The 24,107-nt window shown below is 72.6% G+C and carries 24 protein-coding genes and 1 riboswitch; of the genes, 12 read left to right on the top strand and 12 right to left on the bottom strand.

Annotated elements, in window-relative coordinates:
- Positions 1-17 precede the first annotated feature (17 nt).
- The 5 genes from OG302_RS31940 (at position 18) to OG302_RS31920 (ending at position 3,818) form a co-directional block, all read left to right on the top strand.
- The gene (locus OG302_RS31940) at positions 18-740 is read left to right on the top strand and encodes a TetR/AcrR family transcriptional regulator (protein ID WP_371529933.1); all 723 of its coding nucleotides are present in this window, start codon (positions 18-20) and stop codon (positions 738-740) included.
- A gap of 31 nt (positions 741-771) precedes the next feature.
- Complete coding sequence (locus tag OG302_RS31935) at positions 772-1,779, top strand: DEDDh family exonuclease (RefSeq protein ID WP_371529932.1); 1,008 nt, start codon at positions 772-774, stop codon at positions 1,777-1,779.
- 89 nt (positions 1,780-1,868) lie between these two features.
- Complete coding sequence (locus tag OG302_RS31930) at positions 1,869-2,102, top strand: hypothetical protein (RefSeq protein WP_361826137.1); 234 nt, start codon at positions 1,869-1,871, stop codon at positions 2,100-2,102.
- A 123-nt stretch (positions 2,103-2,225) separates the two neighbouring features.
- Positions 2,226-3,020, top strand: a complete 795-nt coding sequence (locus tag OG302_RS31925; protein WP_371750294.1) for an SURF1 family protein — start codon at positions 2,226-2,228, stop codon at positions 3,018-3,020.
- Positions 3,021-3,062: 42 nt separating this feature from the next.
- A complete protein-coding gene (locus tag OG302_RS31920; RefSeq protein WP_371529931.1) occupies positions 3,063-3,818 on the top strand; it encodes an SDR family oxidoreductase in 756 nt (251 codons plus the stop codon).
- A gap of 58 nt (positions 3,819-3,876) precedes the next feature.
- On the opposite strand, the gene amaP is transcribed toward OG302_RS31920, so the two are convergent.
- The 5 genes from amaP to OG302_RS31895 are packed head-to-tail and all read right to left on the bottom strand — an operon-like array spanning position 3,877 to position 6,232.
- Positions 3,877-4,455, bottom strand: coding sequence for an alkaline shock response membrane anchor protein AmaP (gene amaP / locus OG302_RS31915; RefSeq protein WP_371529930.1), 579 nt, complete (start codon positions 4,453-4,455; stop codon positions 3,877-3,879).
- Between the two features lie 5 nt (positions 4,456-4,460).
- A complete protein-coding gene (locus OG302_RS31910) occupies positions 4,461-5,147 on the bottom strand; it encodes a DUF6286 domain-containing protein (protein WP_371529929.1) in 687 nt (228 codons plus the stop codon).
- A complete protein-coding gene (locus OG302_RS31905; protein ID WP_371529928.1) occupies positions 5,144-5,488 on the bottom strand; it encodes a hypothetical protein in 345 nt (114 codons plus the stop codon). The genes OG302_RS31910 and OG302_RS31905 overlap by 4 nt, the downstream gene beginning before the upstream one ends.
- A gap of 3 nt (positions 5,489-5,491) precedes the next feature.
- Positions 5,492-5,680: a hypothetical protein gene (locus OG302_RS31900; protein WP_361826151.1), complete on the bottom strand. Its 189-nt coding sequence runs from the start codon at positions 5,678-5,680 to the stop codon at positions 5,492-5,494.
- Between the two features lie 54 nt (positions 5,681-5,734).
- Positions 5,735-6,232 (bottom strand): Asp23/Gls24 family envelope stress response protein, encoded by a 498-nt coding sequence (locus OG302_RS31895; protein ID WP_371529927.1) that lies wholly within the window; start codon positions 6,230-6,232, stop codon positions 5,735-5,737.
- A gap of 93 nt (positions 6,233-6,325) precedes the next feature.
- On the opposite strand from OG302_RS31895, the gene OG302_RS31890 reads away from it, so the two are divergent.
- Positions 6,326-7,063: a nucleopolyhedrovirus P10 family protein gene (locus tag OG302_RS31890; RefSeq protein WP_371529926.1), complete on the top strand. Its 738-nt coding sequence runs from the start codon at positions 6,326-6,328 to the stop codon at positions 7,061-7,063.
- A 2-nt stretch (positions 7,064-7,065) separates the two neighbouring features.
- Here the strand turns inward: OG302_RS31890 and OG302_RS31885 are convergent, their stop codons facing one another.
- The 4 genes from OG302_RS31885 to OG302_RS31870 all read right to left on the bottom strand — a co-directional run bounded on the left by OG302_RS31885 (position 7,066) and on the right by OG302_RS31870 (position 11,085).
- Complete coding sequence (locus OG302_RS31885; RefSeq protein ID WP_361826160.1) at positions 7,066-7,878, bottom strand: enoyl-CoA hydratase/isomerase family protein; 813 nt, start codon at positions 7,876-7,878, stop codon at positions 7,066-7,068.
- Between the two features lie 134 nt (positions 7,879-8,012).
- Positions 8,013-8,234, bottom strand: coding sequence for a helix-turn-helix domain-containing protein (locus tag OG302_RS31880; RefSeq protein WP_249590717.1), 222 nt, complete (start codon positions 8,232-8,234; stop codon positions 8,013-8,015).
- A gap of 371 nt (positions 8,235-8,605) precedes the next feature.
- The gene (locus OG302_RS31875) at positions 8,606-10,204 is read right to left on the bottom strand and encodes an ABC-F family ATP-binding cassette domain-containing protein (protein ID WP_371529925.1); all 1,599 of its coding nucleotides are present in this window, start codon (positions 10,202-10,204) and stop codon (positions 8,606-8,608) included.
- A gap of 95 nt (positions 10,205-10,299) precedes the next feature.
- Positions 10,300-11,085, bottom strand: coding sequence for a hypothetical protein (locus OG302_RS31870; RefSeq protein WP_371529924.1), 786 nt, complete (start codon positions 11,083-11,085; stop codon positions 10,300-10,302).
- 245 nt (positions 11,086-11,330) lie between these two features.
- On the opposite strand from OG302_RS31870, the gene OG302_RS31865 reads away from it, so the two are divergent.
- On the top strand, positions 11,331-12,221 hold the full coding sequence (locus OG302_RS31865) for a neutral zinc metallopeptidase (protein ID WP_361826167.1): 891 nt from the start codon (positions 11,331-11,333) through the stop codon (positions 12,219-12,221).
- A 10-nt stretch (positions 12,222-12,231) separates the two neighbouring features.
- On the opposite strand, the gene OG302_RS31860 is transcribed toward OG302_RS31865, so the two are convergent.
- The 3 genes from OG302_RS31860 to OG302_RS31850 all read right to left on the bottom strand — a co-directional run bounded on the left by OG302_RS31860 (position 12,232) and on the right by OG302_RS31850 (position 15,716).
- Positions 12,232-13,692: a hypothetical protein gene (locus OG302_RS31860; protein WP_371529923.1), complete on the bottom strand. Its 1,461-nt coding sequence runs from the start codon at positions 13,690-13,692 to the stop codon at positions 12,232-12,234.
- Positions 13,693-13,780: 88 nt separating this feature from the next.
- Positions 13,781-14,917, bottom strand: coding sequence for an alpha/beta hydrolase (locus OG302_RS31855; RefSeq protein WP_371529922.1), 1,137 nt, complete (start codon positions 14,915-14,917; stop codon positions 13,781-13,783).
- A gap of 121 nt (positions 14,918-15,038) precedes the next feature.
- Complete coding sequence (locus OG302_RS31850; protein WP_371529921.1) at positions 15,039-15,716, bottom strand: class II aldolase/adducin family protein; 678 nt, start codon at positions 15,714-15,716, stop codon at positions 15,039-15,041.
- A gap of 350 nt (positions 15,717-16,066) precedes the next feature.
- Here OG302_RS31850 and OG302_RS31845 point away from each other — a divergent pair, with 350 nt between their 5' ends.
- The 5 genes from OG302_RS31845 to cobN all read left to right on the top strand — a co-directional run bounded on the left by OG302_RS31845 (position 16,067) and on the right by cobN (position 24,096).
- On the top strand, positions 16,067-17,338 hold the full coding sequence (locus tag OG302_RS31845; RefSeq protein WP_371529920.1) for an anion permease: 1,272 nt from the start codon (positions 16,067-16,069) through the stop codon (positions 17,336-17,338).
- A gap of 12 nt (positions 17,339-17,350) precedes the next feature.
- Positions 17,351-17,587 (top strand): hypothetical protein, encoded by a 237-nt coding sequence (locus OG302_RS31840; RefSeq protein WP_371529919.1) that lies wholly within the window; start codon positions 17,351-17,353, stop codon positions 17,585-17,587.
- A 140-nt stretch (positions 17,588-17,727) separates the two neighbouring features.
- Positions 17,728-17,870: riboswitch (cobalamin riboswitch) on the top strand.
- A gap of 108 nt (positions 17,871-17,978) precedes the next feature.
- Positions 17,979-18,920 (top strand): cobalamin biosynthesis protein, encoded by a 942-nt coding sequence (locus OG302_RS31835; protein WP_371529918.1) that lies wholly within the window; start codon positions 17,979-17,981, stop codon positions 18,918-18,920.
- Entirely contained in the window at positions 18,917-20,425 is a 1,509-nt protein-coding gene (locus tag OG302_RS31830) for a cobyric acid synthase (protein ID WP_371529917.1), read from the top strand. The genes OG302_RS31835 and OG302_RS31830 overlap by 4 nt, the downstream gene beginning before the upstream one ends.
- Positions 20,422-24,096: a cobaltochelatase subunit CobN gene (gene cobN, locus OG302_RS31825; protein WP_371529916.1), complete on the top strand. Its 3,675-nt coding sequence runs from the start codon at positions 20,422-20,424 to the stop codon at positions 24,094-24,096. Before OG302_RS31830 ends, cobN begins: the two co-directional genes overlap by 4 nt.
- Positions 24,097-24,107 lie beyond the last annotated feature (11 nt).

Here is a 24,107-nt window from a genome sequence, read left to right as displayed (position 1 = left end):
CAGTTACAACAGGACTCGTGAAGAGTGAAGAGACGCGTACGCATCCGGACCGGGAACGCGGTCATCTCGACCGGGAACAGGTGCTCGCCGCCGCCACGGCGCTCGTCAAGCAGCACGGCCCGCAGGCCCTGACGATGCGCAGGCTCGCCGCCGAGCTCGGCACCGCCGTCACCTCGATCTACTGGCACGTCGGCAATCGCGAGTCGCTCCTGGACGCCCTCGTCGACCGCACCCTCGCCGACCTGGGCGACATCCGTCCCGCCGGCCGCACGCCGGACGGGCGCATCGTCTCCGTCGCGCGCGCCCTGCGCCGGCGGCTGCGCGACCATCCGCACCTCGTCGCGATGGTGCACGAACGCGGCCTCACCGAGCGGATGTTCCTGCCCGCCCAGCAGGTCCTGGTCCACGAGGTGCACGCGGCGGGCCTGCGCGGCACCCGCGCCGCCGACGCCGTACGCGCCGTCCAGGTGCACGTCGTCGGTCATGTCCTGGTCGAGCGCAACCGCGAACGCGCCCCCGTGCAGAGCCCCGGCGAGGAAGAACTGTGGGGCGCGCGGACGGCCGAACAGGACCCGGCACTCGCCCGCGCGCTCGCCCGACCCGTCGACCCCGAGGCGCTGTTCACCCTCTCGGTGAAGGCACTGGTGTCCGGACTTCTGGGTCCCGCGGCCGGCGGGAGCACACCCGACGGCGACCGAATCGGCCACGCGGCCGACCCGCGTGGCGGACCGGGGACCTGACTGTCAGTCGTGGCCCGTATCCTCAGGGACCATGCTCGAAGACCAGACGACCGCAGCGTCCGCAGCCTCCTGGCCGGCCGCGTACCCATCGGGGTACGCGGTCGTCGACGTCGAGACCACAGGTCTCGCCCGCGACGACCGCATAGTGTCGGCTGCCGTCTACCGCGTGGACGCCCAGGGGGAGGTGGAGGACCACTGGTACACGCTGGTCAATCCCCAGCGCGACCCCGGGCCCGTCTGGATCCACGGCCTCACCAGTGAGCTCCTCGCGGACGCGCCGCTCTTCAAGGACATCGCCGAGGAGTTCGCCGCGCGCCTGGCCGACCGCGTCCTGGTCGCGCACAACGCCGTCTTCGACTGGTCGATGATCGCCAGGGAGTACGCTCGGGCCGAGCTGACCGCCCCCGTGCGCCATCGCCTGTGCACGATCGCCCTCTCCAAGGAGCTGCGGCTCCCGCTGCCCAACCACAAGCTGGAGTCGCTCGCCGCGCACTTCGGGGTCGAACAGCGCAACGCGCACAACGCGCTCGACGACGCGCGCGTGCTCGCCGAGGCCTTCCGCCCCAGCCTCCAGGCCGCGGCCGGCGGCGGGGTGCGGCTGCCGCTCCTGGAGTGCCGTCCGCTCACCGAGTGGTCCGACGGCGCGTCCCGGATCGTCCGTCAACCCACCGGCCCGGGCTCCGCGGCCTCGTCGTACTCCTCGTTCGGCCCGTCGAGTTGGCGCCCCTCGCGCAAGCGGCCCGCCTGCCCCTACCCCAACCCCGGTCGGTACGAACCGGGCAAAACGCTCCAACAGGGCATGCGGGTCGCGTTCTCCGGCGACACCTCCACCGAGCGCGAGCTGCTGGAGGACCGCGCGGTCGAGGCCGGGCTGCACATCGCGACGAGCGTGTCGCGGCTGACCAGCCTGCTCGTCACGAACGACCCGGACTCGGGCACCTCCAAGACCGTGAAGGCGCGTTCCTTCGGGACGCCCGTCATCGACGAGGCCGCGTTCGGCCAGCTCCTCCAGGACGTCGCTCCGGCGGCGGAGGGCTGAGCCGCCCGCAGCGTCAGACGGGTGAATTGTCGGCCCGGCGCCCGCCTGCTTGCTCGCATGCGGGCGCCTCGCGTCCCACCCTGTGGCGCATGGCACGTTGCGAGGTCTGCGGAAACGACTACGGCATGTCGTTCGAGGTGCATGCCCAAGGGGCGGTGCACGTCTTCGACTGCTTCTCCTGCGCCATTCACCGCATGGCGCCCATCTGTGAGCACTGCCGCTGCCGGATCATCGGCCAGGGCGTGGAGGCCGACGGGAAGTGGTACTGCGGTGCGCACTGCTCGCGGGCGGAGGGGCAGGTGGGCATCGTCGACAGGGTGTGACCCCGCTCCTCCCCGGGATCCCGAGGGCCCCCAGGGCCCCGCGCGGCCCTTCACGGCCCTCGCGGACCCGTTCCGGAGTACCCCACCCCCGTGCACCCCACGACCGAGTTGTACCTTCGTGGGGTGTACCGCTTCCTGTTGTCCCGGCAGTGGGTGATCCTCACCCTCATCGCCCTCGTTCTCATCCCCACGATGATCGAGCTGGGCTTCTGGCAGTTGCACCGCCACGAGCACCGCGTCGCGCAGAACGCCGAGATCGCCAAGGCGCTCGACGCGAAGCCGGTGCCGGCCGAGCGGCTGACCTCCCCCGGGCACTCCGTCACCCGCTCCGAGCACTACCGCCGGGTGAGCGCGCACGGGACGTACGACACGAAGGACGAGGTCGTCGTGCGGCGCCGCACGAACGCCGACGAAGAGATCGGCTTCCACGTCCTGACCCCGTTCGTCCTCGACGACGGCAAGGTCCTGCTGGTCAACCGGGGCTGGATCCCGGCGAACGGACCGCAGACCGCCTTCCCCAAGATCCCCGCCGCACCCAAGGGCAAGATCACCGTCACCGGCCGGCTGATGGCCGACGAGACGTCCGCGCAGAGCGGCATCAAGGACGTCCAAGGACTGCCGGACCGTCAGATCATGCTGATCAGCAGCGGGCAGCAGGCGCACAGCCTCGGCAAGGAGGTGCTCGGCGGGTACGTCGAGCTGACCTCGCCGGAGCCCCCGGGCGGCTCCCCCCAGCTGATCGGCGAGCCCGAGCACGGCGACATCGGCCCGCACATGGCGTACGCGGTGCAGTGGTGGCTGTTCTGCACGGGCGTGCCCATCGGCTGGGTGGTCCTGGTGCGCAGGGAGGTCCGCGACCGCCGCGCGGCTGCCGCGGAGGCGGCGCCCGCGACGGAGTCGACGCCGGCCGCCGTCTAGCGGGCCTCGCGTTCCACTGTGGCGAGGCGGCAGGATAGAGCCATGGATCTTGGACTGAAGGACCGCGTCTACGTCATCACCGGTGCCACCCGTGGCCTGGGCAACGCCGCCGCGCGTGCGCTGGTCGCGGACGGCGCGAAGGTACTGATCACCGGCCGGGACGAGAAGACGGTCGCCGAGGCGGCGGCCGAACTCGGCGACAACGCCCGGGGCATCGCCGCCGACAACGCCGATCCGGCCGTCGCGGGCCGGCTGATCGCCGCCGCGCGTGAGCACTTCGGGAGCTTCGACGGCGTACTGATCAGCGTCGGCGGGCCGGCGCCCGGCTTCGTCGCCGACAACACGGACGAGCAGTGGGAGTCGGCCTTCGAGTCGGTCTTCCTCGGAGCGGTGCGGCTGGCCCGCTCCGCGGCGGCGGAGCTCGGCGAGGGAGGTGTCATCGGTTTCGTGCTGTCCGCCTCAGTGCACGAGCCGATCCCGGGGCTGACCATCTCCAACGGTCTGCGGCCGGGGCTGGCGGGATTCGCGAAGTCGCTCTCCGACGAGCTCGGCCCCCGGGGCATCCGCGTCGTGGGACTGCTGCCGTCCCGTATCGACACGGACCGCGTGCGGCAACTGGACGGACTCTCCGCGGACCCCGAGGCGACGCGGGCGGGCCACGAGTCCCGCATCCCGCTGCGCCGGTACGGCACTCCGGAGGAGTTCGGGCGGACCGCGGCGTTTCTGCTGTCGCCCGCGGCGTCGTATCTGACGGGGGTCATGCTGCCGGTGGACGGCGGGGCGCGGCACGGATTCTAGCCGCCGGATTCCTCACGGTATGGGGCGATTGGCCGAGCCATGCCCCATACCGTAAAGCTCAACTGACCCGCTCGGCGCGATGCTTCACGGCCCGCAGCTGCACCACCGCGGGCAGCCGGGCGAGGCCCGCCGAATCCCTCGCGTGCGCCAGCGCCTCCGTGGAGAGCCGGTGCAGTGCCTCATCGGGCGTCGCGTGGGGTTCCATGAGCAGCGACACCCGGGCCTCCGGCGCGTTGCGGCGCCCGGTCAGGGAGACCCCGGCCCGCTGCACGCCGTCCAGGGACTCCGCCTCGCCCACGAGCACGCTCTCCAGGGCCCGCCCCCGCAGCAGCGCACCCTCCCCGTCGCCGGTCTCCACGAGTACCTCGGCCAGCCTGCGCCGCCGCAACTGCGCCGCCAGCCACCACAGGGCGAGCAGCAGGCACACCGCGAGCACGGCGATCACCGTGGGCCAGAACCAGCCCTCGTCCCGCCACCGCGACCGGTCCGCGTCGCTCACCAGGACGTCACGCTTCCCGTCGTGGATCCACCACGAAGGCGGCGATGCCCCGAGCCCGATGGCGAGGACCGAGCCGCCCCCGATCACGAGCACCAGGCCGAGGAGGCCGAGCACCACACGGTTGACCGTCTTCAGCATCGCGCTCAGCCCTTCCTGCCCGGCCGTGCCACCCGGACGGAGAGCGCGGGACCGCGGGCCAGGCCCAGGTCCCGGATGCCGTCGGCCAGCGTGGCGTCCAAGTCGCTTCGTACGTCGTCGAGTTCGCGGAAGTGCGAGACCGCGCGGACGTCCACCTTCGAGCGCGTCATGCGCACCCGCACCGACTGCACCCCGGACACGTCCATCGCCCGGTCCCGCAGCACGGTCGCGGCGGCGCCCCGGTGCAGCCCGGCCCGTACGTCCGCGTCCCCGCGCCGCATGGCGAGGACCGCCCGGAGCCCGGGTGTCGCGGCGAGCACGATCAGCCAGAGGCCGGCGGCCACGGCCACCCCGGCGCCGACGAGCACCGCCGTGTCGTCCAGGGGCCGTTCGGAGAGTTCACGGGCGAGGTCGCGCCGCCAGCCCATGGCGTGATGCCCGGCCCGCACCGCCGCGACGTCGTACAGAAGCAGCCCCGCACCGCCGAGGACCAGCAGCGCGAGGACGGTGGCGGGAACCCGCCGCGGTGACCAGAAGCGGGTCGCCCTGGTCTCGTCGGCCAGCGTGGGCGGCGGATCGTAGGCCGCCGCGGAGGCCGACTGGTCGAGTTCGCTCTCGGCGCGTTCGACGACGGGCAGCGGCTGCGTGCCACCACCGCCGCCCGCTCCCTGAGGCCCCTGAGCCTCGCTCATCGCGTCCTCCCCTGCCTCGCGGCGCGCACGTGTGCCGAGTGCAGCCGCTCGACCTGGACCGCGACCTCGGGCACTTCCATCCCCGCCAACGCCTTTACCCGCTGGGTGACTTGGCGACGCACCGCACCGCACTGCCCGCCGATGTCCGAGGGGTAGTCGAGCTCGACGCTGACCCGGACGCGGGCGACGTCATGGCGGACGGTGACGGTCGCGTGCGGCGGCGAGCAGTCCGCGGGCACCTCCGTCAGCGCCTCACGGGCCGCCTGCGCCGCGATCTTCGCGACGACCCGGTCGGCGATCACGGTCGCGCCGCGCTCCCCGGGCCCGACCTGAGCCGCCACGGCTCACCGCCGCCGGTCGTCGCCACGCGTACGGAAGAAGTCGCCGACCTCAAGGTCCCCCTCAAGGAACCGGCCGGCGACAAACCCTATGGCGCCCAGGGCGGCCACCAGCAAAAAGGCCCCGAACCCGCCGAAGTACCCGGCGAAGCCGAGCGCCATTCCGGCCACCATGCCGATCACGGCCATGCTCATCGTGCGCTCCTTAGCAAGACGCGGCTGAGGTGGGGCTGATCCCGTACGGGATTGTCACTGGAGGCGGCCTTGCGGCTCATCGTCTTCCTCGTCCGGGAGCTTCACATCGCTCACCGCGATGTTGACCTCGACGACCTCGAGCCCGGTCATGCGCTCGACGGCACCGATGACGTTCTCCCGCACGTCGCGCGCGACGTCCGCGATCGACACCCCGTACTCGACGACGATCTCCAGGTCGAGCGCCGTCTGTACCTCGCCGACCTCGGCCTTCACGCCGCGTGAGACGGACTTGGAGCCGGAGCCGCCGGGCACCCGGTCGCGCACGGCCCCGAAGGTCCTGGCGAGCCCGCCGCCCATCGCGTGCACGCCGTCGACGTCGCGGGCCGCGAGCCCGGCGATCTTCTCGACCACGCCGTCCGCGATGGTGGTGCGCCCCCGGGTGGCGGGGTCGCCGCCGCCCCTCCTGGTCGTGCCGCTCTTCCCCACCGCCTCGTCCGGTGCTCCCTTGGCGAGGGGCTCCTGAGCCACGTTCCGCTGTCCGGTGTCGGTCATCGCCGTCTGTCCCTTTCGAAAGGGGATCTACTCCTTCGCCCACACTAAGTGCGGTTACGTCCTCGCGCGCCAGGGATGCGGCAGGCTGGGGCAATGACCGGTGACGGATGGACCGAGGCGGTACGGCGGCAGCTCGGCCTGGGGCGTGTGCTCCCGCTGGGCGGACCGGGTGACGGCTCCTGGCTGACCGAGGCGTGCGCGGACGGGGTGCTGCGCCATGCGGCGGAGCGGGTGAGCGGTGTGCGTCTCGGCGGTCTGCGGGTGGCGCTCGCCGATCCTTCGAAGGCGTACGCACCCTCCGTGCCGGCGCCGCCGAGCGCGCTGCCGCCGGGGCCGCTGCGGATCACCGCGGAGTTCGCGGCCGAGCCCGCCGAGCCGCTGCCCGCGGCGGCGGCCCGGCTCCGGGAGGCGCTGTTCGCGGCCGCCGGGGAGCGGCTCGGCCTGGTGGTCGACGAGGTGGACCTCAGCGTGACGACGCTGCTGGACGCGGGGCAGGCCCCGGCCGACGTACCGGCGGCCCCGGAGAAGGCACCGCAGGACGGGGCGGGGGCGGCCCCCGGGAGCGGGGACGAGGCCCGGGTGGCGAGCGCCGCGCTCGATGTGCCGGGCGTGCGGCGGCTGACCGGCGCCCTCGGCGGTTTCGGTCGCGCCGTCCACCTGGCGGAGGCCCGGACGGCGGACGCCTCGCTGCCGCGCCGGCACGCGCGCGTGGAGCTGGCCACGGACCACGGACACCGCGCACTGGACGTGGCGCTCGCGGTCCGTACGGCCGTCGGTGCGGCGCTGCCGGACCACCCTTCGGTGACCGTCCTGGTCACCGCGGTGGAGTGAGGTCAGTCGCCGAGCCCCGCCAGGTCGCGCAGCCGGCGCCCCTGCGCGGCGCGTTCGGCGGTGCGCTGCTCCTCGTACGTACGACCGGCGACGCCCTGCAGCAGGGCCTTGGTCTCGATGACGGCGTCGCGCGGGGCGGTCAGCAGCGCCGCCGCGAGGTCGCTCACGGACGCGTCGAGCTGGTCGGCGGGCACGACGAGGTTGGCCAGGCCGACGCGCTCGGCCTCGGCGGCGTGGACGAACCGCCCGGTGGCGCAGATCTCCAGCGCGCGGGCGTAGCCGACAAGACCCACGAGGGGGTGCGTGCCGGTGAGGTCGGGCACCAGGCCCAGGCTGGTCTCGCGCATGGCGAACTGCACGTCGTCGGCGGCGATCCGCAGGTCACAGGCGAGCGCGAGTTGGAAGCCCGCACCGATGGCATGCCCCTGGACGGCAGCGATGGACACGATGTCGCTGCGCCGCCACCAGGTGAACGCCTCCTGGTATTCGGCGATCGTCGCGTCGAGGACGTCGTCGTCGCCGCGCGCCAAATCGATGAATGACGGCTCACCGTCGAAGCCCTCGGGCGTGAACGCCTGTCGGTCGAGGCCCGCGGAGAAGGACTTGCCCTCGCCGCGGAGCACGACGACACGGACACTGCCCGGCAACATCCGGCCTGCCTCGGCCAACGCCCTCCACAGCGCGGGAGATTGGGCGTTGCGCTTGGCCGGGTTGGCCAGCGTCACCGTGGCGACGGCCTCGTCGACAGTCAGGCGTACGCCGTCCTTGTCGAGTACCGGTGCGGATCCGCCGAGTTCACTGCCGGGCGAAACCATAGGAGCCTCCGATGGTGGTGTGCAGTCGGTCGGGACGCAGGTACGCGCCCGTAAGTGACTGCACAGTAACCACCCGGCCGATCAGTCGATCGACCGGGTGGCCACCGTCGAAGCCGGTGTACCGCCCGCAGCCGTCAGCCGGCTGCGGCCTTCTTGCCTCGCGTCGCCCCGCCGCGTCCCCGCAGCGTGACTCCGGACTCGCTGAGCATGCGGTGCACGAAACCGTACGAACGGCCCGTCTCCTCGGCCAACGCCCGGATGCTCGCACCGCTGTCGTACTTCTTCTTCAGGTCTGCCGCGAGCTTGTCACGCGCGGCGCCGGTTACCCGGCTGCCCTTCTTCAGAGTCTCGGCCACCCGTGCCTCCTCATAGGAAGTGCGCTCTGGACTTCTCATGATCACCCCTCCCGGGCTTCCTGGCCACCCATTCGGCAAGGTCCGTACGACGAGCTTTCCCGTCAGGGAAGGCGACACCACGAGCGGAATTAACGATTCCGCTCGTCGAATTCCGTGCGGCCGAATGGGTTGCGGGAGGAATGGCCAGGTCAGCGGGGTGCCGGGCGAGAACCGGGTCGTACGCCCCTGCCGCCGATGAAATCCGTGTATCCGGCACTTCGGTACGAGGAGACCTCACACAGATGAAGGATCACGGATCGGCCGAATGATCCATACGCAGTGGATCAGTTATTCGATCAACCAATGTGGACGCCCCGACGGGGGCCCGGGGATCAGGCGAGAGCGACCAGATCCGCGTAGTCCTGGCCCCAGAGGTCCTCGACGCCGTCGGGCAGCAGGATGATCCGCTCCGGCTGGAGCGCCTCCACGGCGCCTTCATCGTGCGTGACGAGGACGACCGCGCCCTTGTAGGTGCGCAGGGCGCCGAGGATCTCCTCGCGGCTCGCCGGGTCGAGGTTGTTCGTGGGCTCGTCGAGGAGCAGCACGTTGGCGGAGGAGACCACCAGGGTGGCGAGGGCCAGACGGGTCTTCTCGCCGCCGGACAGGACGCCCGCGGGCTTGTCGACGTCGTCGCCGGAGAAGAGGAACGAACCGAGCGTCTTGCGCACCGCGACGAGGTCGAGGTCGGGGGCGGCCGAGCGCATGTTCTCCAGGACCGTGCGCTCCGGGTCGAGGGTCTCGTGCTCCTGCGCGTAGTAGCCGAGCTTGAGGCCGTGGCCCTCGATGACCTGTCCGGTGTCGGGCTTCTCGGCGCCGCCGAGGAGCCGCAGGAGCGTGGTCTTGCCCGCGCCGTTGAGGCCGAGGATGACCACGCGCGAGCCCTTGTCGATGGCGAGGTCGACGTCCGTGAAGATCTCCAGGGAGCCGTACGACTTCGAGAGGCCCTCCGCCATCAGCGGCGTCTTGCCGCAGGGCGAGGGGTCCGGGAAGCGCAGCTTGGCGACCTTGTCGCTCTGGCGCACCTCGTCCAGACCGGCGAGTAGCTTGTCGGCGCGCTTGGCCATGTTCTGCGCGGCGACGGTCTTGGTGGCCTTGGCGCGCATCTTGTCGGCCTGCGAGTGGAGCTGGCTGGCCTTCTTCTCGGCGTTCTGGCGCTCGCGCTTGCGGCGCTTCTCGTCGGACTCGCGCTGCTGCTGGTAGAGCTTCCAGCCCATGTTGTAGACGTCGATCTGGGCGCGGTTGGCGTCCAGATAGAAGACCTTGTTCACGACCGTCTCGACCAGTTCGACGTCGTGGGAGATCACGATGAAGCCGCCGCGGTAGGACTTGAGGTAGTCCCTGAGCCAGACGATGGAGTCGGCGTCGAGGTGGTTCGTCGGTTCGTCGAGGAGCAGGGTGTCGGCGTCCGAGAAGAGGATGCGGGCCAGCTCGACGCGGCGGCGCTGACCACCGGAGAGCGTGTGGAGGGGCTGGCCGAGCACGCGGTCGGGGAGGCTGAGCGCGGCGGCGATGGTGGAGGCCTCGGCCTCGGCGGCGTAACCGCCCTTGGTGAGGAACTCCGTCTCCTGGCGCTCGTACTGCTTCATCGCCTTGTCGCGGGTGCCGCCCGAGCCGTTGGCGATGCGCTGTTCGTTCTCGCGCATCTTGCGGATCAGGGTGTCGAGGCCGCGGGCGGAGAGGATGCGGTCGCGGGCGAGCACGTCCAGGTCGCCGGTGCGCGGGTCCTGCGGGAGGTAGCCGACCTCTCCGGAGCGGCTGATGGTGCCGCCGGCCGGGATGCCCTCACCGGCGAGGCACTTGGTGAGCGTGGTCTTGCCCGCTCCGTTGCGGCCCACCAGACCGATGCGGTCGCCCTTGGCGATACGGAAGGTGGCGTTCTCGATGAGGATGCGGGCGCCGGCGCGCAGCTCGATGCCGGAAGCGGTGATCACGGACAGACTCCTGGGCAGGGGGTGGGATGGACGGCGGAAGGGCTGAAGGCGATCACGCCGTCTAATGCACGAGGAGAATGGCCATGCGGCCAATTCTAACGGGGCGCTGCAAGCTCTTTTTCTGCCCGGGTCGGCACGTCCCCGGGGGCGCCGCCCGGCAGCTCGTTGCCCAGGGGCGTGCGGCGGGGCACGATCCGCCCGAGGCCGTCCACGGCGATCAGCTGCGAGGTCCACGGTGTCGCGGGGTCGTCGCAGGGCTGGGCCACCATCAGGGCGCCCCGGTGGCGCACGGCACGGGCGGGCTCGAAGGCGCAGCCGCCGCGGGCGGGCAGCACCCAGCGCAGGTCGCCGTCGGCGCTGCGGTAGGCGGCGATGCGCTGCGGGGTGACGACGGCGAGCATGCGGCCGCGGGGGTCGAGCGGCTGGAGGACTCCGGCGGCTTCGCGGGCGGCGGGCGAGCGCAGCCAGGGGGCGCTGCCGGGGATGGCGCGGTGCCAGCGGACGTTGCTGCCGTCGGCGCGTGCGGTGTCGGTGACCAGGCCGTCGCTCCAGAGCGCGACGGCGTGCCCGGGTACGGGCAGCAGCGCGAGCGGGCGCGCTCCCTCGCGGCTGTACGTCCAGCGGGGGCGCCCGGTCGCCGGGTCGTACGCCCGGACCGATCGCCCCGTCGTGCGGAGCTCGGGGGCGGCGGTGCCGTCGGCCACGCGCGCGTGGACGGTGACGTGGTCTCCGTAGGGGGCGGGCCGTGAGTGGTGGGCCGCGGTGATGAGCGGCAGGGCGAGCAGGCCGAGGGCCACCGGGAGGGCGAGCCGCGAGCCGCGGCGGGCGGACGCCGGTCCCACGGACCCGGATCCGGTCACCTCGAACGGCACTACGGACACGACGCCACCCCTCTGCGGCACATCTGCCGGTACCTCTGCCCATGGAACAGGCGCAGAGCGTAGCGGCGGCGGCGCCGCACGGCGCCGGGCGACGGCCGCGACACGGCGCACCGATCGCCGGGGTCCCCCGTTCGGACCCCCGTCCGGCGCCGCACGGAGTGGGGCATACCAGGATGAAGGCGCCGACATCTCGGCACAGGGCGGCGCGACGCCGCCCCGGATGCGAGGCAGAGGGTGGTGCGCCCATGCAGTTCGACGACGACGCCGATCTGGACACGTCCGAGGTGCAGGACGTGCGGGGCAGCCGGATCCCCGGCGGCAAGGCGACGGTCGGCGGCGGCATCGCGGGCCTGATCGCGCTGGTCCTCGGGCTGCTCTTCGGGGTCGGCCCTGACCAGCTCGGCCTCTCGTCGGGCAACGACGAGCCCGCCGCCACCTCCTCGTCCCTCGCGCAGGTCCAGCAGACCTGCCATACGGGCCAGGACGCGAACACCAAGGAGGACTGCCGCATCGTGGCGGTGGTCAACAGCGTGCAGGACTTCTGGCGTGCGGAGTTCCGGCGCAGGAACGCGAGCTACACCCCCGCGTCGACGGTCCTGTTCACCAGCCGGGTGGGCACGGCGTGCGGCGCGGCGACGTCGGCGGTCGGCCCGTTCTACTGCCCCGGCGACCGGAAGGTCTATCTGGACCTGGGCTTCTTCGAGGAGCTGCGGACCAAGTTCGGCTCCAGCGGCGGCCCCTTCGCCCAGGCGTACGTCGTGACGCACGAGTACGGGCACCACGTGCAGAACCTGATGGGGACGCTGCAGCGCTCCCAGGACGGGCGGACGGGGCAGAACAGCAACGCGGTGAAGGTCGAGCTGCAGGCCGACTGCTACGCGGGCGTCTGGGCGCGGCACGCGACCCGTACCCCCGACGACAAGACGGGCAAGCCGCTGATCACCAGCCTCACCGAGGCGGACATCCGCGAGGGCCTGGACGCGGCGGCCGCCGTGGGCGACGACCGCATCCAGGAGAAGTTCCAGGGCCGGGTCACCCCCGAGTCCTGGACGCACGGCTCGGCCGAGCAGCGGCAGCAGTGGTTCTACCAGGGCTACCGCACCGGCGACATGGCGCAGTGCAACACCTTCCGGTGACCCTCTGGGTTCAGACGCCGCCGGTGTGCACCTGGAAGGCCGCCCGGCGCACCGCCTTGGCGAGCGCCGGGTCGGGGTGGGCCGCGGCGAGGGCGACCAGGACCTGGACCGTACGGGGATGGCCGATGCGGCGGACCTCGTCGAGGAGCGCGGGCACCGTGGGCTGCACCGCGGACTCCAGGTGCCGTACGAGGAGATGGATCTCCCCGTGGTCGGCGACGGCCGCGGCGGTGTCGACCCACAGCCACGTCGACTCGTCCCGCGTCAGGACGAGATGGACGTCCTCGGGGTCGGCGCCCTCCTGCTCGGCCAGCCAGATCAGGGCGTAGGGCCGCAGCGAGGTCTCGTCCACGACGGCCCGCACTTCCGCCTCGGCCGGGGCGCCGACCACCCGCAGGGCCTCGAAGGCGAGGCCGCGCAGCAGGGCGTCCTCGCCGCGGGCCGCGGTGAGCAGCTCGGCGACGGCGCTGCCGACGGGGCGGGCGGCGAGCCAGGCGCGGTACTCGGAGCGGGCCGCGTTCGGGCGCAGCCGCGCGCAGCCGCGGAGCATGTCCTCGGCGGACTGCTCGATGTTCCCCGCGGGGCTCTGCGCGGCCACGCAGATCTGTTCCAGCTTGACCCAGACCGCCCAGGAGCCGAGTGGCGTCAGGGTGGCCTGCCCGTCGGCGTACGTCAGCGCGCCGACGGCGGACAGGCCACGCAGCGCCCAGTCCAGGAGGGTGGCGAGGGAGGGGGTGTCGGCCGGGTCCACCGGCTCGGGCTGCGGGCCGTAGGGGATCTCGCAGCGTTCCGTGCGCAGTTCCGTGACGCGCTGGTCGAGGAGGTCCAGGAGCTGTGGCACGGGGACGGGGCCCGCGGAGAGCTGCAGCAGGGTGAGGAGCTGCGGCATGGCCTCGACGGTCTCGGCCACGAGGGCGGGCGCCAGTTCGCGCGAGGCCGCGTGCGCGAGCGACCAGGCGTCGAAGAGGGCGACCCAGCCGCGCAGCACGGCGGCGTCGTCGCGGTCCCAGGCGCGCAGCCGCCAGCCGGGGCGCGCGGTGTCGCCGTGCACCTCGATGAGGCCGGCGAGCCGTGCGGTGTCCCAGTCGGCGCGGACCTGATCCGGGGTCAGCGAGAGGTCCGCGGCGGCCCGTTCGGCGGTGGCGGTGGAGAGGGTGCCGCGGGCGCCCTCCCCGCCTTTGGCGTCCGGGGCCGCGGCGCGGCTGCGTCCCGGGTGCAGCGAGGCGTCCGCCCAGCGGGCGAGCCGCACGGCGTCGGCGAGGCTTTTGCGGGCCATCCGGGCCAGCTCGCCGGGGGCGGGTGTGCCCTCGGGCGGGCGGGGCGCGGGACGGCGCGCACGCTGCTGTGTCACTGCGCCGGGGGCGGTCAGGGGCCGCGCTGTGCCGCGCTCCGCCCCCGCTCGCCTGTCGGCCCTGGGGGACTGAGCGCGGACGAGTCGGAGCCTTGAGTCGCGCGGGATACGGGACGTCACGGGAGCAGTCTTCCTGGTGACCGTCCGAAAACCCAAACGGAATGCTTGCGCAAGGCTTTGGGGCGCTGTGTCAGAGGGCTTTCACGCGCTACATGAGGGGCGTGAGGAAGCGTCGCAGCGCCTCTTCGTAGGCCGCGGGGTCGGCGTTCCACATGGCTCCGTGGGGCGCATCCGGAACGGTGTGCAGAGTGACCAGTTCCGGGCGCCGCTCGGCCAGTTGACGGGAAAGCGCCCAGGGGGCGATCACGTCGTCGGGGCCGTGGAAGAGGAGCGTGGGGACCTTGAGCACCCCGGGGTCGGCCGCCTCCAGGATGCGGTCGCCGCGCAGGCCCGTGCGGCCCTGGGCGGCGCGCACCGCGAGCGGCAGCAGGGCGCCCGGTGTGCGCCGGGCCGCGGCGAGCGCGCGCAGCGTGGTCTCCCAGTTGAGGACCGGGGAGTCCAGGACGATGCCGCTGATCCGGTCACGCAGAGCCGAGTACGCGGCGGCGTGCAGGGCCATGGCGCCGCCGGTGGACCAGCCGTGCAGGATCACGTTCTCGGCGCCGTAGCGCACGGCGTAGCGGATGGCCGCGTCCAGGTCGCGCCACTCGGTCTCGCCGAGGTGGCCGAGGCCGTCCGGGGAGCGGGGCGCGCCGAGGTCGCCTCGGTAGGCGAGGTCGAGCACCGGGAATTGCTGGCGGTGCAGGAAGTCCATGACGACCATGGGGTGCTCGCGGGTGGTGCCCAGGCCGTGCACGGTGATCACCCAGGTGTCGCGGACGCCCGGCACGAACCAGGCGGGCAGGCCGCCGAGTTCGCCGGGGATGTCGACGTCCGCGTGGTCGATGTCCAGGGCGGCGTGCGGGTCGCCGATGTGGACCTGCGGGGTGAGCCAGACCTTCGCGCCGGGTTCCAGGGAGCCGTGCGTGACGCGCTCCAGGCGGCGTACGACGGTGTCCGCCTCGTGCGGCGCGGAGTCCAGGACGGGCCCGATCACGGCGTGGCTGCCGTTGCCGCTGAGGCCGTACGTGCCGGGGCGCAGGCTCGCGAGGGCGCGGGTCAGGGTGATCTGGCCCGCGGCCGTGGAGTGGACGGTGAGGCGGGGCTCGGTCGGCAGCGGGCGGCCCGCCGGCGCTTTCAGGGCCGCGTTGCTGGCGAACCGGCCCGCGGCGACGGCGGCTGCGCCGCCCATGAGGGCGGTCGTGACGGCGGTGACGGCCGTTGCCGTCGCTTTGGCTGGGCGCACCTGCCCAGTGTCCGGCCCTGACGGGTCCTGGGCCAGTGGGCGGGGCCCGCGGGGTGATGTCAGTTCGTCCGCGGCGTCACGGGCTCGCCCCCGGGCGTCCGGAGGCGGAGCCGCTGCCGTGTCACCGCTTTCCGTAGCCCCGCAGTCTGTCCGCCGCTTCCCTGAGCTGCCCCGCGGACAGGAGGCTCGGGGCGTGGCCGGGCACGGAGCTGGCCGTCAGCCAGAGGCGGGACATCCACTCCAGCTGCGCCGTGCGGTCGTACGCCTGGTCCAGGGTGTCCCCGTAGGTGATGGTTCCGTGGTTCTGGAGCAGGCAGCCGGTGCGCTCCCTGAGGGCCCGGAGCATGTTCTCGGCCAGCTCGTCCGAGCCGTACGGCGCATACCGGGCGACCCGGACCGGGCCGCCGAGGGCGGCCGTCATGTAGTGGATGGGCGGGAGTTCCGGGACCAGGGTGGAGACGGCGGTGGCGTGCACCGCGTGGGTGTGGACCACGGCTCCGGCGTGCGTGGTGCGGTAGACCGCCAGGTGCATGGGCAGTTCGCTGGTCGGGGCGAGGTCGCCGAAGAGCTGGTTGCCGTCCGCGTCGACACCGACCGCGTCCCGCGCCGTCAGGCGGTCGTACGGCACCCCGCTGGGGGTGACGAGGATCGTGCCGCCGACGCGCACCGAGACATTGCCCGAGGTGCCGACCACCAGACCGTCCGCCACCGTTCTGCGGGCCGCCGCCACCAGCTCTTCCCACGCCCGCTCCATCGCACCCTGCCGGCCTTCGTCGCCTTCGCCCCGCTGCTCCGTCATGCGGTGATCCTGCCAGCAGCCCTCGCCGGGATTCCGGTTTCGGCCACGGGCAGGCCGAGAAGGCGCCCCTCTGCGCCACCACCCCTACGGGGTGATCAGGATCTCTCCAACGGATCGCCGGACCGCTGAAGAGGTTCGCCCGGGGGCGGCCGGGCACGGGCCAGGCACCCCAGAAGCCCGGAATCCAGGCTTCCGGCCGCCGCTCCGGGCGATCTTCGTCAGGGCCCCGGCACAACCGGAGTGACAGTGCCGCGCATTGGGTCACCGCACGGCCCGACCCAGTTCACTTTCCGTTCACCCACATTGCCTACGTTCCACTTGCCACTGACGTCCAACAGAAGCCTGGGTAAATGGAACACATCACGCTTCTCCTCGGGATCGTGATCGTTACCGCTCTCGTGTTCGACTTCACGAACGGTTTCCACGACACAGCCAACGCGATGGCGACCACCATCTCGACTGGCGCTCTCAAGCCCAAGACGGCGGTGGCCATGTCCGCCGTGCTGAACCTCGTCGGCGCTTTCCTCTCCGTCGAAGTCGCCAAGACCATCTCCGGCGGCATCGTCAACGAGGACGGACTGAAGACAGAGGTGATCTTCGCGGCCCTGGTCGGCGCGATCCTCTGGAATCTGCTGACCTGGCTGGTGGGCCTGCCCTCCAGTTCCTCCCACGCACTCTTCGGCGGCCTCATCGGCGCCGCTGTCATGTCGATGGGCTGGTCGTCGATCAACGGCGGCACCGTCGTCACCAAGATCCTGATCCCCGCGATCGCCGCGCCCCTGGTGGCCGGCATCGCCGCGACGCTGGCCACGCGCCTGACGTACCGCATCGGGCGCAACACCGACACCAGGGCGACCGCCAAGGGCTACCGCACCGGTCAGATCGCCTCCGCCGGCCTCGTCTCGCTGGCGCACGGCACGAACGACGCGCAGAAGACCATGGGCATCATCACGCTCGCCCTGATCACCGGCGGCGTCCTGAACCCGGGTGCCAACCCCCCGATGTGGGTCATCGTCTCGGCCGGTGTCGCCATCGCGCTCGGCACGTACCTCGGCGGCTGGCGCATCATCCGCACCATGGGCAAGGGCCTCACGGACCTCGCGCCGCAGCAGGGCTTCGCCGCCCAGACCAGCGCCGCGACCGCGATCCTCGCCTCCTCGCACATCGGCTTCTCGCTCTCCACCACCCAGGTCTGCTCGGGCGCCGTGATGGGCGCGGGCCTCGGCCGCAAGGGCGGCGTGGTCCGCTGGTCCACGGCGACCCGGATGTTCGTCGCCTGGGGCCTCACCCTGCCGGCCGCCGGTCTGGTCGGCGCGGGCGCGGAGTTCCTCACCAAGCAGGGCCCCTGGGGCGTCGCGGCGACCGCCGCGCTGCTGGTGGCCGGCTCGGCCGTGATCTGGGTGCTGTCCCGGCGCAACGCCGTCGACCACACGAACGTCACGAACGACGAGCCCGGCGCTCTCGACGCCGAGCCCGCCGGTGTCGTGACCACCGCGATCGCCGCCGTCAGTCCGCCGCCCACCGGGTCGGCCGTGACCAGCACCGACGTCGACCTCGTCAAGACCACCATCCCGGCCCCGACCAGCACCGTGGCGGACCCCGCCCGGCCCGCAACGGTGTAAGGAAAAGTCAGCATGGACATCGACTGGGCAGCTCTCGGCTCCGTCTTCGGAGTCAGCCTCGCGGTGACGGTGGCCCTGGTGGGCCTGTTCACCCTCGGCATCGTCGGCCTCGCCAAGCGCGAGGCGGCGACGTCCGGCGCCCCCTCGGCCGCGGGCGGCACCGCCGCGGCGGCACGCACGGGCGCGTACGTGTGCTTCGCGCTCTGCGCGGCGGCAGTGGCGTACGGGATCTATCTGATCGTCGCCTGACGACGGCGGTTCTCAGTGGGGTGCGGGACGCTTCGGCGTCCCGCACCCCACTTTTGTCCGTGGGCTCGGCAAGGAGCCGTCAGAGGCCCGGCTGTGGGCCTCAGCACACTCTCCCGTCGCAGGTCAACGGCGAGTTGACGGGCCTTCGCGGGCCGTGGTGGACTGCCGGAGCCAATACGGCAGCAGGAGAGGAAGCCGGTGCGAATCCGGCGCGGTCCCGCCACTGTCATCGAGGAACTGACTCCTCGGAAGCCAGGAACTCTCGCCGCCGATCACGTCGAACCAGGGCGCGGACACCCTGAGTGAGGACATATCGCCATGCGCGGCCGCCCATTGCCGGACCAGTTCCCGAGCGTGAGCTCTCCTCTCGGCACAACGGCCGGCTGAACCGATGCGTGCCGATCGCGACTTCGCGTACGGCGCCGCCGCCGGCCTCCTCGGTGACCTGTTCCTCGGCGATCCCCGCCGCGGGCATCCGGTCGCCGCGTTCGGGCGGGCCGCCGCTGCCGTCGAGCGTGTGCTGTGGCGTGACCACCGCGGGTGGGGCGCCCTGCATGCCGTGGTGTGTGCCGGAGGTGCGGCCGGTGCCGCCGTCCTGGCCTCTTCTCTCGTACGTGACTCGCGCGCCGCATCCGTCGCGCTGACCGCCGCCACCACCTGGGCCGTGGTCGGCGGCACCTCGCTGGGGCGTGAGGCGCGGGCCGTCGGCGGCGCGCTGGCCGCCGGGGACATCGAGGTGGCGCGGGAGCGGCTGCCGCATCTGTGCGGCCGGGACCCGCAGGCGCTGGACGCCGACGGCATCGCGCGCGCCGTGGTCGAGTCCGTCGCCGAGAACACCTCCGACGCCGTGGTCGGGGCGCTCGTGTGGGGCGCCGTCGGCGGCGTTCCCGGGCTCGTCGCCTTCCGGGCCGTCAACACCCTCGACGCCATGGTCGGGCACAAATCCGCGAGGTACCGGCGCTACGGCTGGGCCTCCGCGCGGCTCGACGACGTACTGGGGTGGCCCGGGGCCCGGCTCACCGCCGTGCTCGCGGCTGCCGCCGGGGACGCGCCGCGGGGAGCCCTGCGCGCCTGGCGCGGCGATGCGGCGAAGCATCCGAGCCCCAACGCGGGGCCCGTCGAGGCCTCCTTCGCCGGGGCGTTGGGCGTACGGCTCGGGGGGACGCTCTCGTACGCGGGGCGTGTCGAGCACCGACCTGTCCTCAACGAGGCCGGGCGGGGCGTCGAGGTCGCCGACATCGAGCGGGCCGTGAAGCTGTCGCGGCGGGTCGGGCTGCTGGCCCTGGGCGTCGCCGCGGCCGTGAGCACACTACGGAAAGGCAGGGCCTCATGAGCGGTGGACTGCTCGTCGCCGGGACGACGTCCGACGCGGGGAAGAGCGTCGTCACCGCCGGGATCTGCCGGTGGCTGGCCCGCAAGGGGGTCTCCGTCGCGCCCTTCAAGGCGCAGAACATGTCCCTCAACTCCTTCGTCACGCGCGAGGGTGCCGAGATCGGGCGGGCCCAGGCCATGCAGGCGCAGGCCGCCCGGGTCGAGCCGAGCGCGCTGATGAACCCCGTGCTGCTCAAGCCGGGCAGCGACCGCAGCAGCCAGGTCGTCCTGATGGGCAAGCCCGTGGGCGAGATGAGCGCCAGGGGCTACCACGGAGGGCGGCAGGAAGCGCTGCTCTCCACCGTCGTGGGATGCCTGGAGGAACTTCGGGGCAGCTATGACGCCGTGATCTGTGAAGGCGCGGGCAGTCCCGCCGAGATCAATCTGCGGCGTACGGACATCGTGAACATGGGGATCGCGCGGGCCGCCCGCTTCCCCGTGGTCGTGGTGGGAGACATCGACCGCGGGGGCGTCTTCGCCTCCTTCTTCGGGACCACCGCGCTGCTGAGCGCCCAGGACCAGGAGCTGGTCGCCGGGTACCTCGTCAACAAGTTCCGGGGCGACGTCTCGCTGCTCGAACCGGGGCTCGACATGCTCCATGAGCTCACCGGGCGGCGGACGTTCGGTGTGCTGCCGTTCCAGCACGGCCTCGGCATCGACGAGGAGGACGGGCTCCGGGTGTCCCTGCGGGGCGCCGTGCGGGAGTCCGTGGTCGCTCCCCCGATCGGTGCGGACGTGCTGCGGGTCGCCGTCTGTGCCGTACCGCTGATGTCGAACTTCACGGACGTGGACGCGCTGGCCGCCGAACCGGGCGTCGTCGTGCGGTTCGTGGACCGGGCCGAGGAACTCGTCGACGCCGACCTGGTGATCGTCCCCGGCACGCGCGGGACCGTGCGTGCCCTGGAGTGGCTGCGCGAACGCGGCCTCGCGGACGCCATCGCCCGGCGTGCCGCCGAGGGGCGGCCCGTGCTCGGGATCTGCGGCGGCTTCCAGGTGCTCGGCGAGCACATCGAGGACGACGTCGAGTCGCGGGCGGGCGCCGTGGACGGGCTCGGACTGCTGCCCGTGCGCGTCCGGTTCGAGCGGGAGAAGACCCTCGCGCGGCCCGTCGGCGAGGCCCTCGGAGAACCCGTCGAGGGGTACGAGATCCATCACGGCGTCGCTCAGATCCTGGGCGGAGAGCCCTTCCTGGACGGCTGCCGTGTCGGCGAGGTGTGGGGCACGCACTGGCACGGCTCGCTGGAGAGCGACGCGTTCCGGCGGCGTTTCCTCACCGAGGTGGCCCGCGCCGCCGGGCGCCGATTCGTGCCCGCGCCCGACACCAGCTTCGGCGCACTGCGCGAGGAGCAGCTCGACCTGCTCGGCGACCTGATCGAAGGGCACGCGGACACGGACGCGCTGCTCAGCCTGATCGAGACCGGCGCACCCGCCGGTCTCCCCTTCATCGCACCGGGGGCACCCTCATGACCGTCCTGCTTCTGTCCACCGCCGACACGGACCTCCTTGCCGCCCGTGCCTCCGGCGCCCCCTACCGCATCGGCAACCCGACCCGGGTCGACGTGCAGGACGAGCTGCCCGCGCTGATCGAGGGCGCGGACGTCGCCGTCGTACGCCTGCTCGGCGGCAAGCGTGCCTGGGAGGACGGGCTCGCGGCGCTGAAGGCCGCCGGGATCCCGACGGTGCTGCTCGGCGGCGAGGCCGTGCCGGACGCGGAGCTGATGGCCGAGTCGACCGTGCACGCGGGGTCGGTGGCGGAAGCCCTGCGGTATCTCGTCGAGGGCGGCGCGGAGAACCTGCGTGAGCTGGTGCGGTTCCTCAAGGAGGACGTCCTCGCGGCGGGACCCGCGCGCTCCGGTGACGCCCATGAGCGGCAGAGCGCCGAGCCGAAGAAGATGCCCGAGTACGGGGTGCACGGCACGCGCCCGTTCGTCGAGGGCCGGCCGACCGTGGGGGTGCTCTTCTACCGGGCGCACCAGCTCTCCGGTAACACCGGCTTCGTCGACACGCTGTGCGAGGCGATCGAGGCGCGGGGCGCCAACGCCCTTGCCGTGTACTGCGGTTCGCTGCGCGGCGCGGACGCGGGACTGTACGAGATCCTGGGGCGGGCGGACTCCCTGGTCGCCACCGTCCTCGCGGCGGGCGGCACGCACGCCTCGGGCGCGAGCGCGGGCGGCGACGAGGAGGCCTGGGACATCGGCGCGCTCGCCGACCTGAACATCCCTGTCCTGCAAGGACTGTGCCTGACCTCCTCGCGCGCCACGTGGGACGCGTCGGACGCCGCGCTCTCCCCCATGGACGCGGCCATGCAGGTCGCCATCCCCGAGTTCGACGGCCGCATCATCACCGTTCCGTTCTCCTTCAAGGAGCAGGGCCCCGACGACGTACCGGTGTACGTCGCCGACCCCGAGCGCGCCGCCCGGGTCGCCGGAATCGCCCTGCGCCACGCCCAGTTGAAGCACAAGCCGAACGCGGAGAAGAAGCTCGCCCTGGTCTTCACCGCGTACCCGACCAAGCACTCGCGCGTCGGCAACGCCGTCGGCCTGGACACCCCCGCGTCGGCGGTGCGGGTGCTCGACTCGCTGCGCGATGCCGGGTACGTCGTCGAGGGCCACCCGGACAACGGCGACGAGCTCATCCACCGGCTCATCAACGCCGGTGGCCACGACGTCGAGTGGCTCACCGAGGAGCAGCTGGCCGCCGCCCCCGCGCGCGTGCCGCTCGCCGACTATCAGGCGTGGTTCGACACGCTGGCCCCCGAGCTGCGCGACGGCATGCTGGAGGCGTGGGGCGAGCCGCCCGGCAACCTGTACGTGGACGGCGACGACATCGTGCTCGCCTCCCTGCAGTTCGGGAACGTCGTCGTGATGATCCAGCCGCCGCGCGGCTTCGGCGAGAACCCGATCGCGATCTACCACGACCCCGACATGCCGCCCTCGCACCACTACATGGCGGCCTACCGCTGGCTTGAGATGTCCTTCGGCGCCGACGCCGTCGTCCACATGGGCAAGCACGGCACGATGGAGTGGCTGCCGGGCAAGGGCCTCGGCCTGAGCGGGGGCTGCGCCCCGGACGCGGTACTCGGCGAGCTGCCGCTGATCTACCCGTTCATCGTGAACGACCCGGGCGAGGGCACCCAGGCCAAGCGGCGCGGGCACGCCACGGTGGTGGACCACCTGGTGCCGCCGATGGCGCGCGCGGACACGTACGGCGATCTGGCGAAGCTGGAGCAGCTCCTCGACGAGTACGCGCTGGTCAGCGACCTGGACCCGACGAAGGCGCCTGCGGTGCGGGCGCAGATCTGGACGCTGGTGAAGGCCGCCGAGCTCCACCACGACCTGCACGTGGACGAGCAGCCCGACGACACCGCCTTCGACGAGTTCGTCATGCACATCGACGGCTATCTGTGCGAGATCAAGGACGTGCAGATCCGCGACGGTCTGCACATCCTCGGCGGCGGCCCGGAGGGCGAGGCCCGCGTCAACCTGGTCCTCGCCGTGCTGCGCGCCTCGCAGGTGTGGGGCGGTCAGGCCAACGCCCTGCCCGGACTGCGGGCCTGCCTCGCCGAGCACTTCGGGCTGAGCGAGAAGGAGCTGCTGGCCGAGCCGGGCGCCGCGGTGAAGGTCGCCGACGGTCTCACCTCGCTGGTCGACGGGCCCGCGCGGTCCGGCGCGGACGCCCTGGACCTCCTGGAGCAGCTCTGCCGCCGCCTCGCCGAGGGCATGGAGGAGCGCGGCTGGGAGCTCGCGGCCGTACGGGAACTCGTACGCGATGTGGTCGGTGTCGAACTGCCGCCCACCGTGGCCGTGTTGGGCTTCGCCTGCGAGGAGGTCGTGCCGCGTCTCGCCCGCACCACGGACGAGATCGGGCACATCCTGCTGGCGCTCGACGGCGGATTCGTCCCCGCCGGTCCTTCCGGTTCGCCCACGCGCGGGCTCGTGAACGTGCTGCCGACCGGCCGCAACTTCTACTCCGTCGACCCCAAGGCGATCCCCTCGCGGCTCTCCTGGGAGGTCGGCCAGTCGCTCGCCGACTCGCTCATCGCGCGCTACCTGGCGGACACCGGCGACTACCCGAAGTCCGTCGGCCTGACCGTGTGGGGCACGTCGGCGATGCGCACCCAGGGCGACGACATCGCGGAGATCCTGGCGCTGCTCGGCTGCCGTCCCGTGTGGGACGACGCGTCGCGGCGCGTGACCGGCTTCGAGATCGTGCCGGTGGAGGAGCTCGGGCGGCCCCGCATCGATGTGACGGTGCGGATCTCCGGCTTCTTCCGCGACGCGTTCCCGCACGTCATCGGCCTGATCGACGACGCGGTGCGGGCCGTGGCGGAGCTGGACGAGGCCCCGGAGTCCAACTACGTACGGGCGCACGCCGACGAGGACACCGGCGAGCACGGTGACCGCAGGCGCGCCACCTCCCGCATCTTCGGCTCCAAGCCGGGCGCGTACGGCGCCGGTCTCCTTCCGCTGATCGACGCGCGGAACTGGCGCAGCGACGCCGACCTCGCCGAGGTGTACGCGGTGTGGGGCGGCTACGCGTACGGGCGCGGCCTCGACGGCAAGGCCGCGCGCGGCGACATGGAGACGGCCTTCCGCCGGATCGCCGTGGCCGCGAAGAACGTCGACACCCGGGAACACGACCTGGTCGACGCGGACGACTACTTCCAGTACCACGGCGGCATGGTCGCCATGGTGCGGCACCTGACGGGCGAGTCCCCCGAGGCGTACGTCGGCGACTCCGCGACGCCCGACCAGGTGAAGACCCGCACCCTGGGCGAGGAGACCCACCGCGTCTTCCGGGCCCGCGTGGTCAACCCCCGTTGGATGGCGGCCATGCGGCGCCACGGGTACAAGGGGGCCTTCGAGATGGCCGCCACCGTGGACTACCTCTTCGGGTACGACGCCACGGCGGGCGTGGTCGACGACTGGATGTACGAGAAGCTCTCCGCCGAGTACGTCTTCGACCCCGAGAACCGGGAGTTCATGCAGAAGTCCAACCCCTGGGCGCTGCGCGGGATTTCCGAGCGGCTGCTCGAAGCTGCCGAGCGCGGGCTGTGGGCCGAGCCGGACGCGGGGACCCTGGAGCGGCTCCGGGCCACCTACCTTGAGCTTGAGGGCGAGCTGGAGGGGGACGGGTGAGGCCCGCCGTC

The organism is Streptomyces sp. NBC_01283, assembly GCF_041435335.1.
GTDB lineage: Bacteria > Actinomycetota > Actinomycetes > Streptomycetales > Streptomycetaceae > Streptomyces.
This window is presented reverse-complemented; position numbering and strand designations above follow the sequence as displayed.

Bases quoted from the DNA above. Each gene is read 5' to 3' on its own strand.
- OG302_RS31935 (WP_371529932.1), top strand. From the start codon at position 772: ATGCTCGAAGACCAGACGACCGCAGCGTCCGCAGCCTCCTGGCCGGCC.
- OG302_RS31930 (WP_361826137.1), top strand. From the start codon at position 1,869: ATGGCACGTTGCGAGGTCTGCGGAAACGACTACGGCATGTCGTTCGAG.
- OG302_RS31920 (WP_371529931.1), top strand. From the start codon at position 3,063: ATGGATCTTGGACTGAAGGACCGCGTCTACGTCATCACCGGTGCCACC.
- amaP (WP_371529930.1), bottom strand. From the start codon at position 4,455: ATGCTGAAGACGGTCAACCGTGTGGTGCTCGGCCTCCTCGGCCTGGTG.
- OG302_RS31910 (WP_371529929.1), bottom strand. From the start codon at position 5,147: ATGAGCGAGGCTCAGGGGCCTCAGGGAGCGGGCGGCGGTGGTGGCACG.
- OG302_RS31900 (WP_361826151.1), bottom strand. From the start codon at position 5,680: ATGAGCATGGCCGTGATCGGCATGGTGGCCGGAATGGCGCTCGGCTTC.
- OG302_RS31895 (WP_371529927.1), bottom strand. From the start codon at position 6,232: ATGACCGACACCGGACAGCGGAACGTGGCTCAGGAGCCCCTCGCCAAG.
- OG302_RS31890 (WP_371529926.1), top strand. From the start codon at position 6,326: ATGACCGGTGACGGATGGACCGAGGCGGTACGGCGGCAGCTCGGCCTG.
- OG302_RS31885 (WP_361826160.1), bottom strand. From the start codon at position 7,878: ATGGTTTCGCCCGGCAGTGAACTCGGCGGATCCGCACCGGTACTCGAC.
- OG302_RS31865 (WP_361826167.1), top strand. From the start codon at position 11,331: ATGCAGTTCGACGACGACGCCGATCTGGACACGTCCGAGGTGCAGGAC.
- OG302_RS31850 (WP_371529921.1), bottom strand. From the start codon at position 15,716: ATGACGGAGCAGCGGGGCGAAGGCGACGAAGGCCGGCAGGGTGCGATG.
- OG302_RS31845 (WP_371529920.1), top strand. From the start codon at position 16,067: ATGGAACACATCACGCTTCTCCTCGGGATCGTGATCGTTACCGCTCTC.
- OG302_RS31840 (WP_371529919.1), top strand. From the start codon at position 17,351: ATGGACATCGACTGGGCAGCTCTCGGCTCCGTCTTCGGAGTCAGCCTC.
- OG302_RS31835 (WP_371529918.1), top strand. From the start codon at position 17,979: ATGCGTGCCGATCGCGACTTCGCGTACGGCGCCGCCGCCGGCCTCCTC.
- OG302_RS31830 (WP_371529917.1), top strand. From the start codon at position 18,917: ATGAGCGGTGGACTGCTCGTCGCCGGGACGACGTCCGACGCGGGGAAG.
- cobN (WP_371529916.1), top strand. From the start codon at position 20,422: ATGACCGTCCTGCTTCTGTCCACCGCCGACACGGACCTCCTTGCCGCC.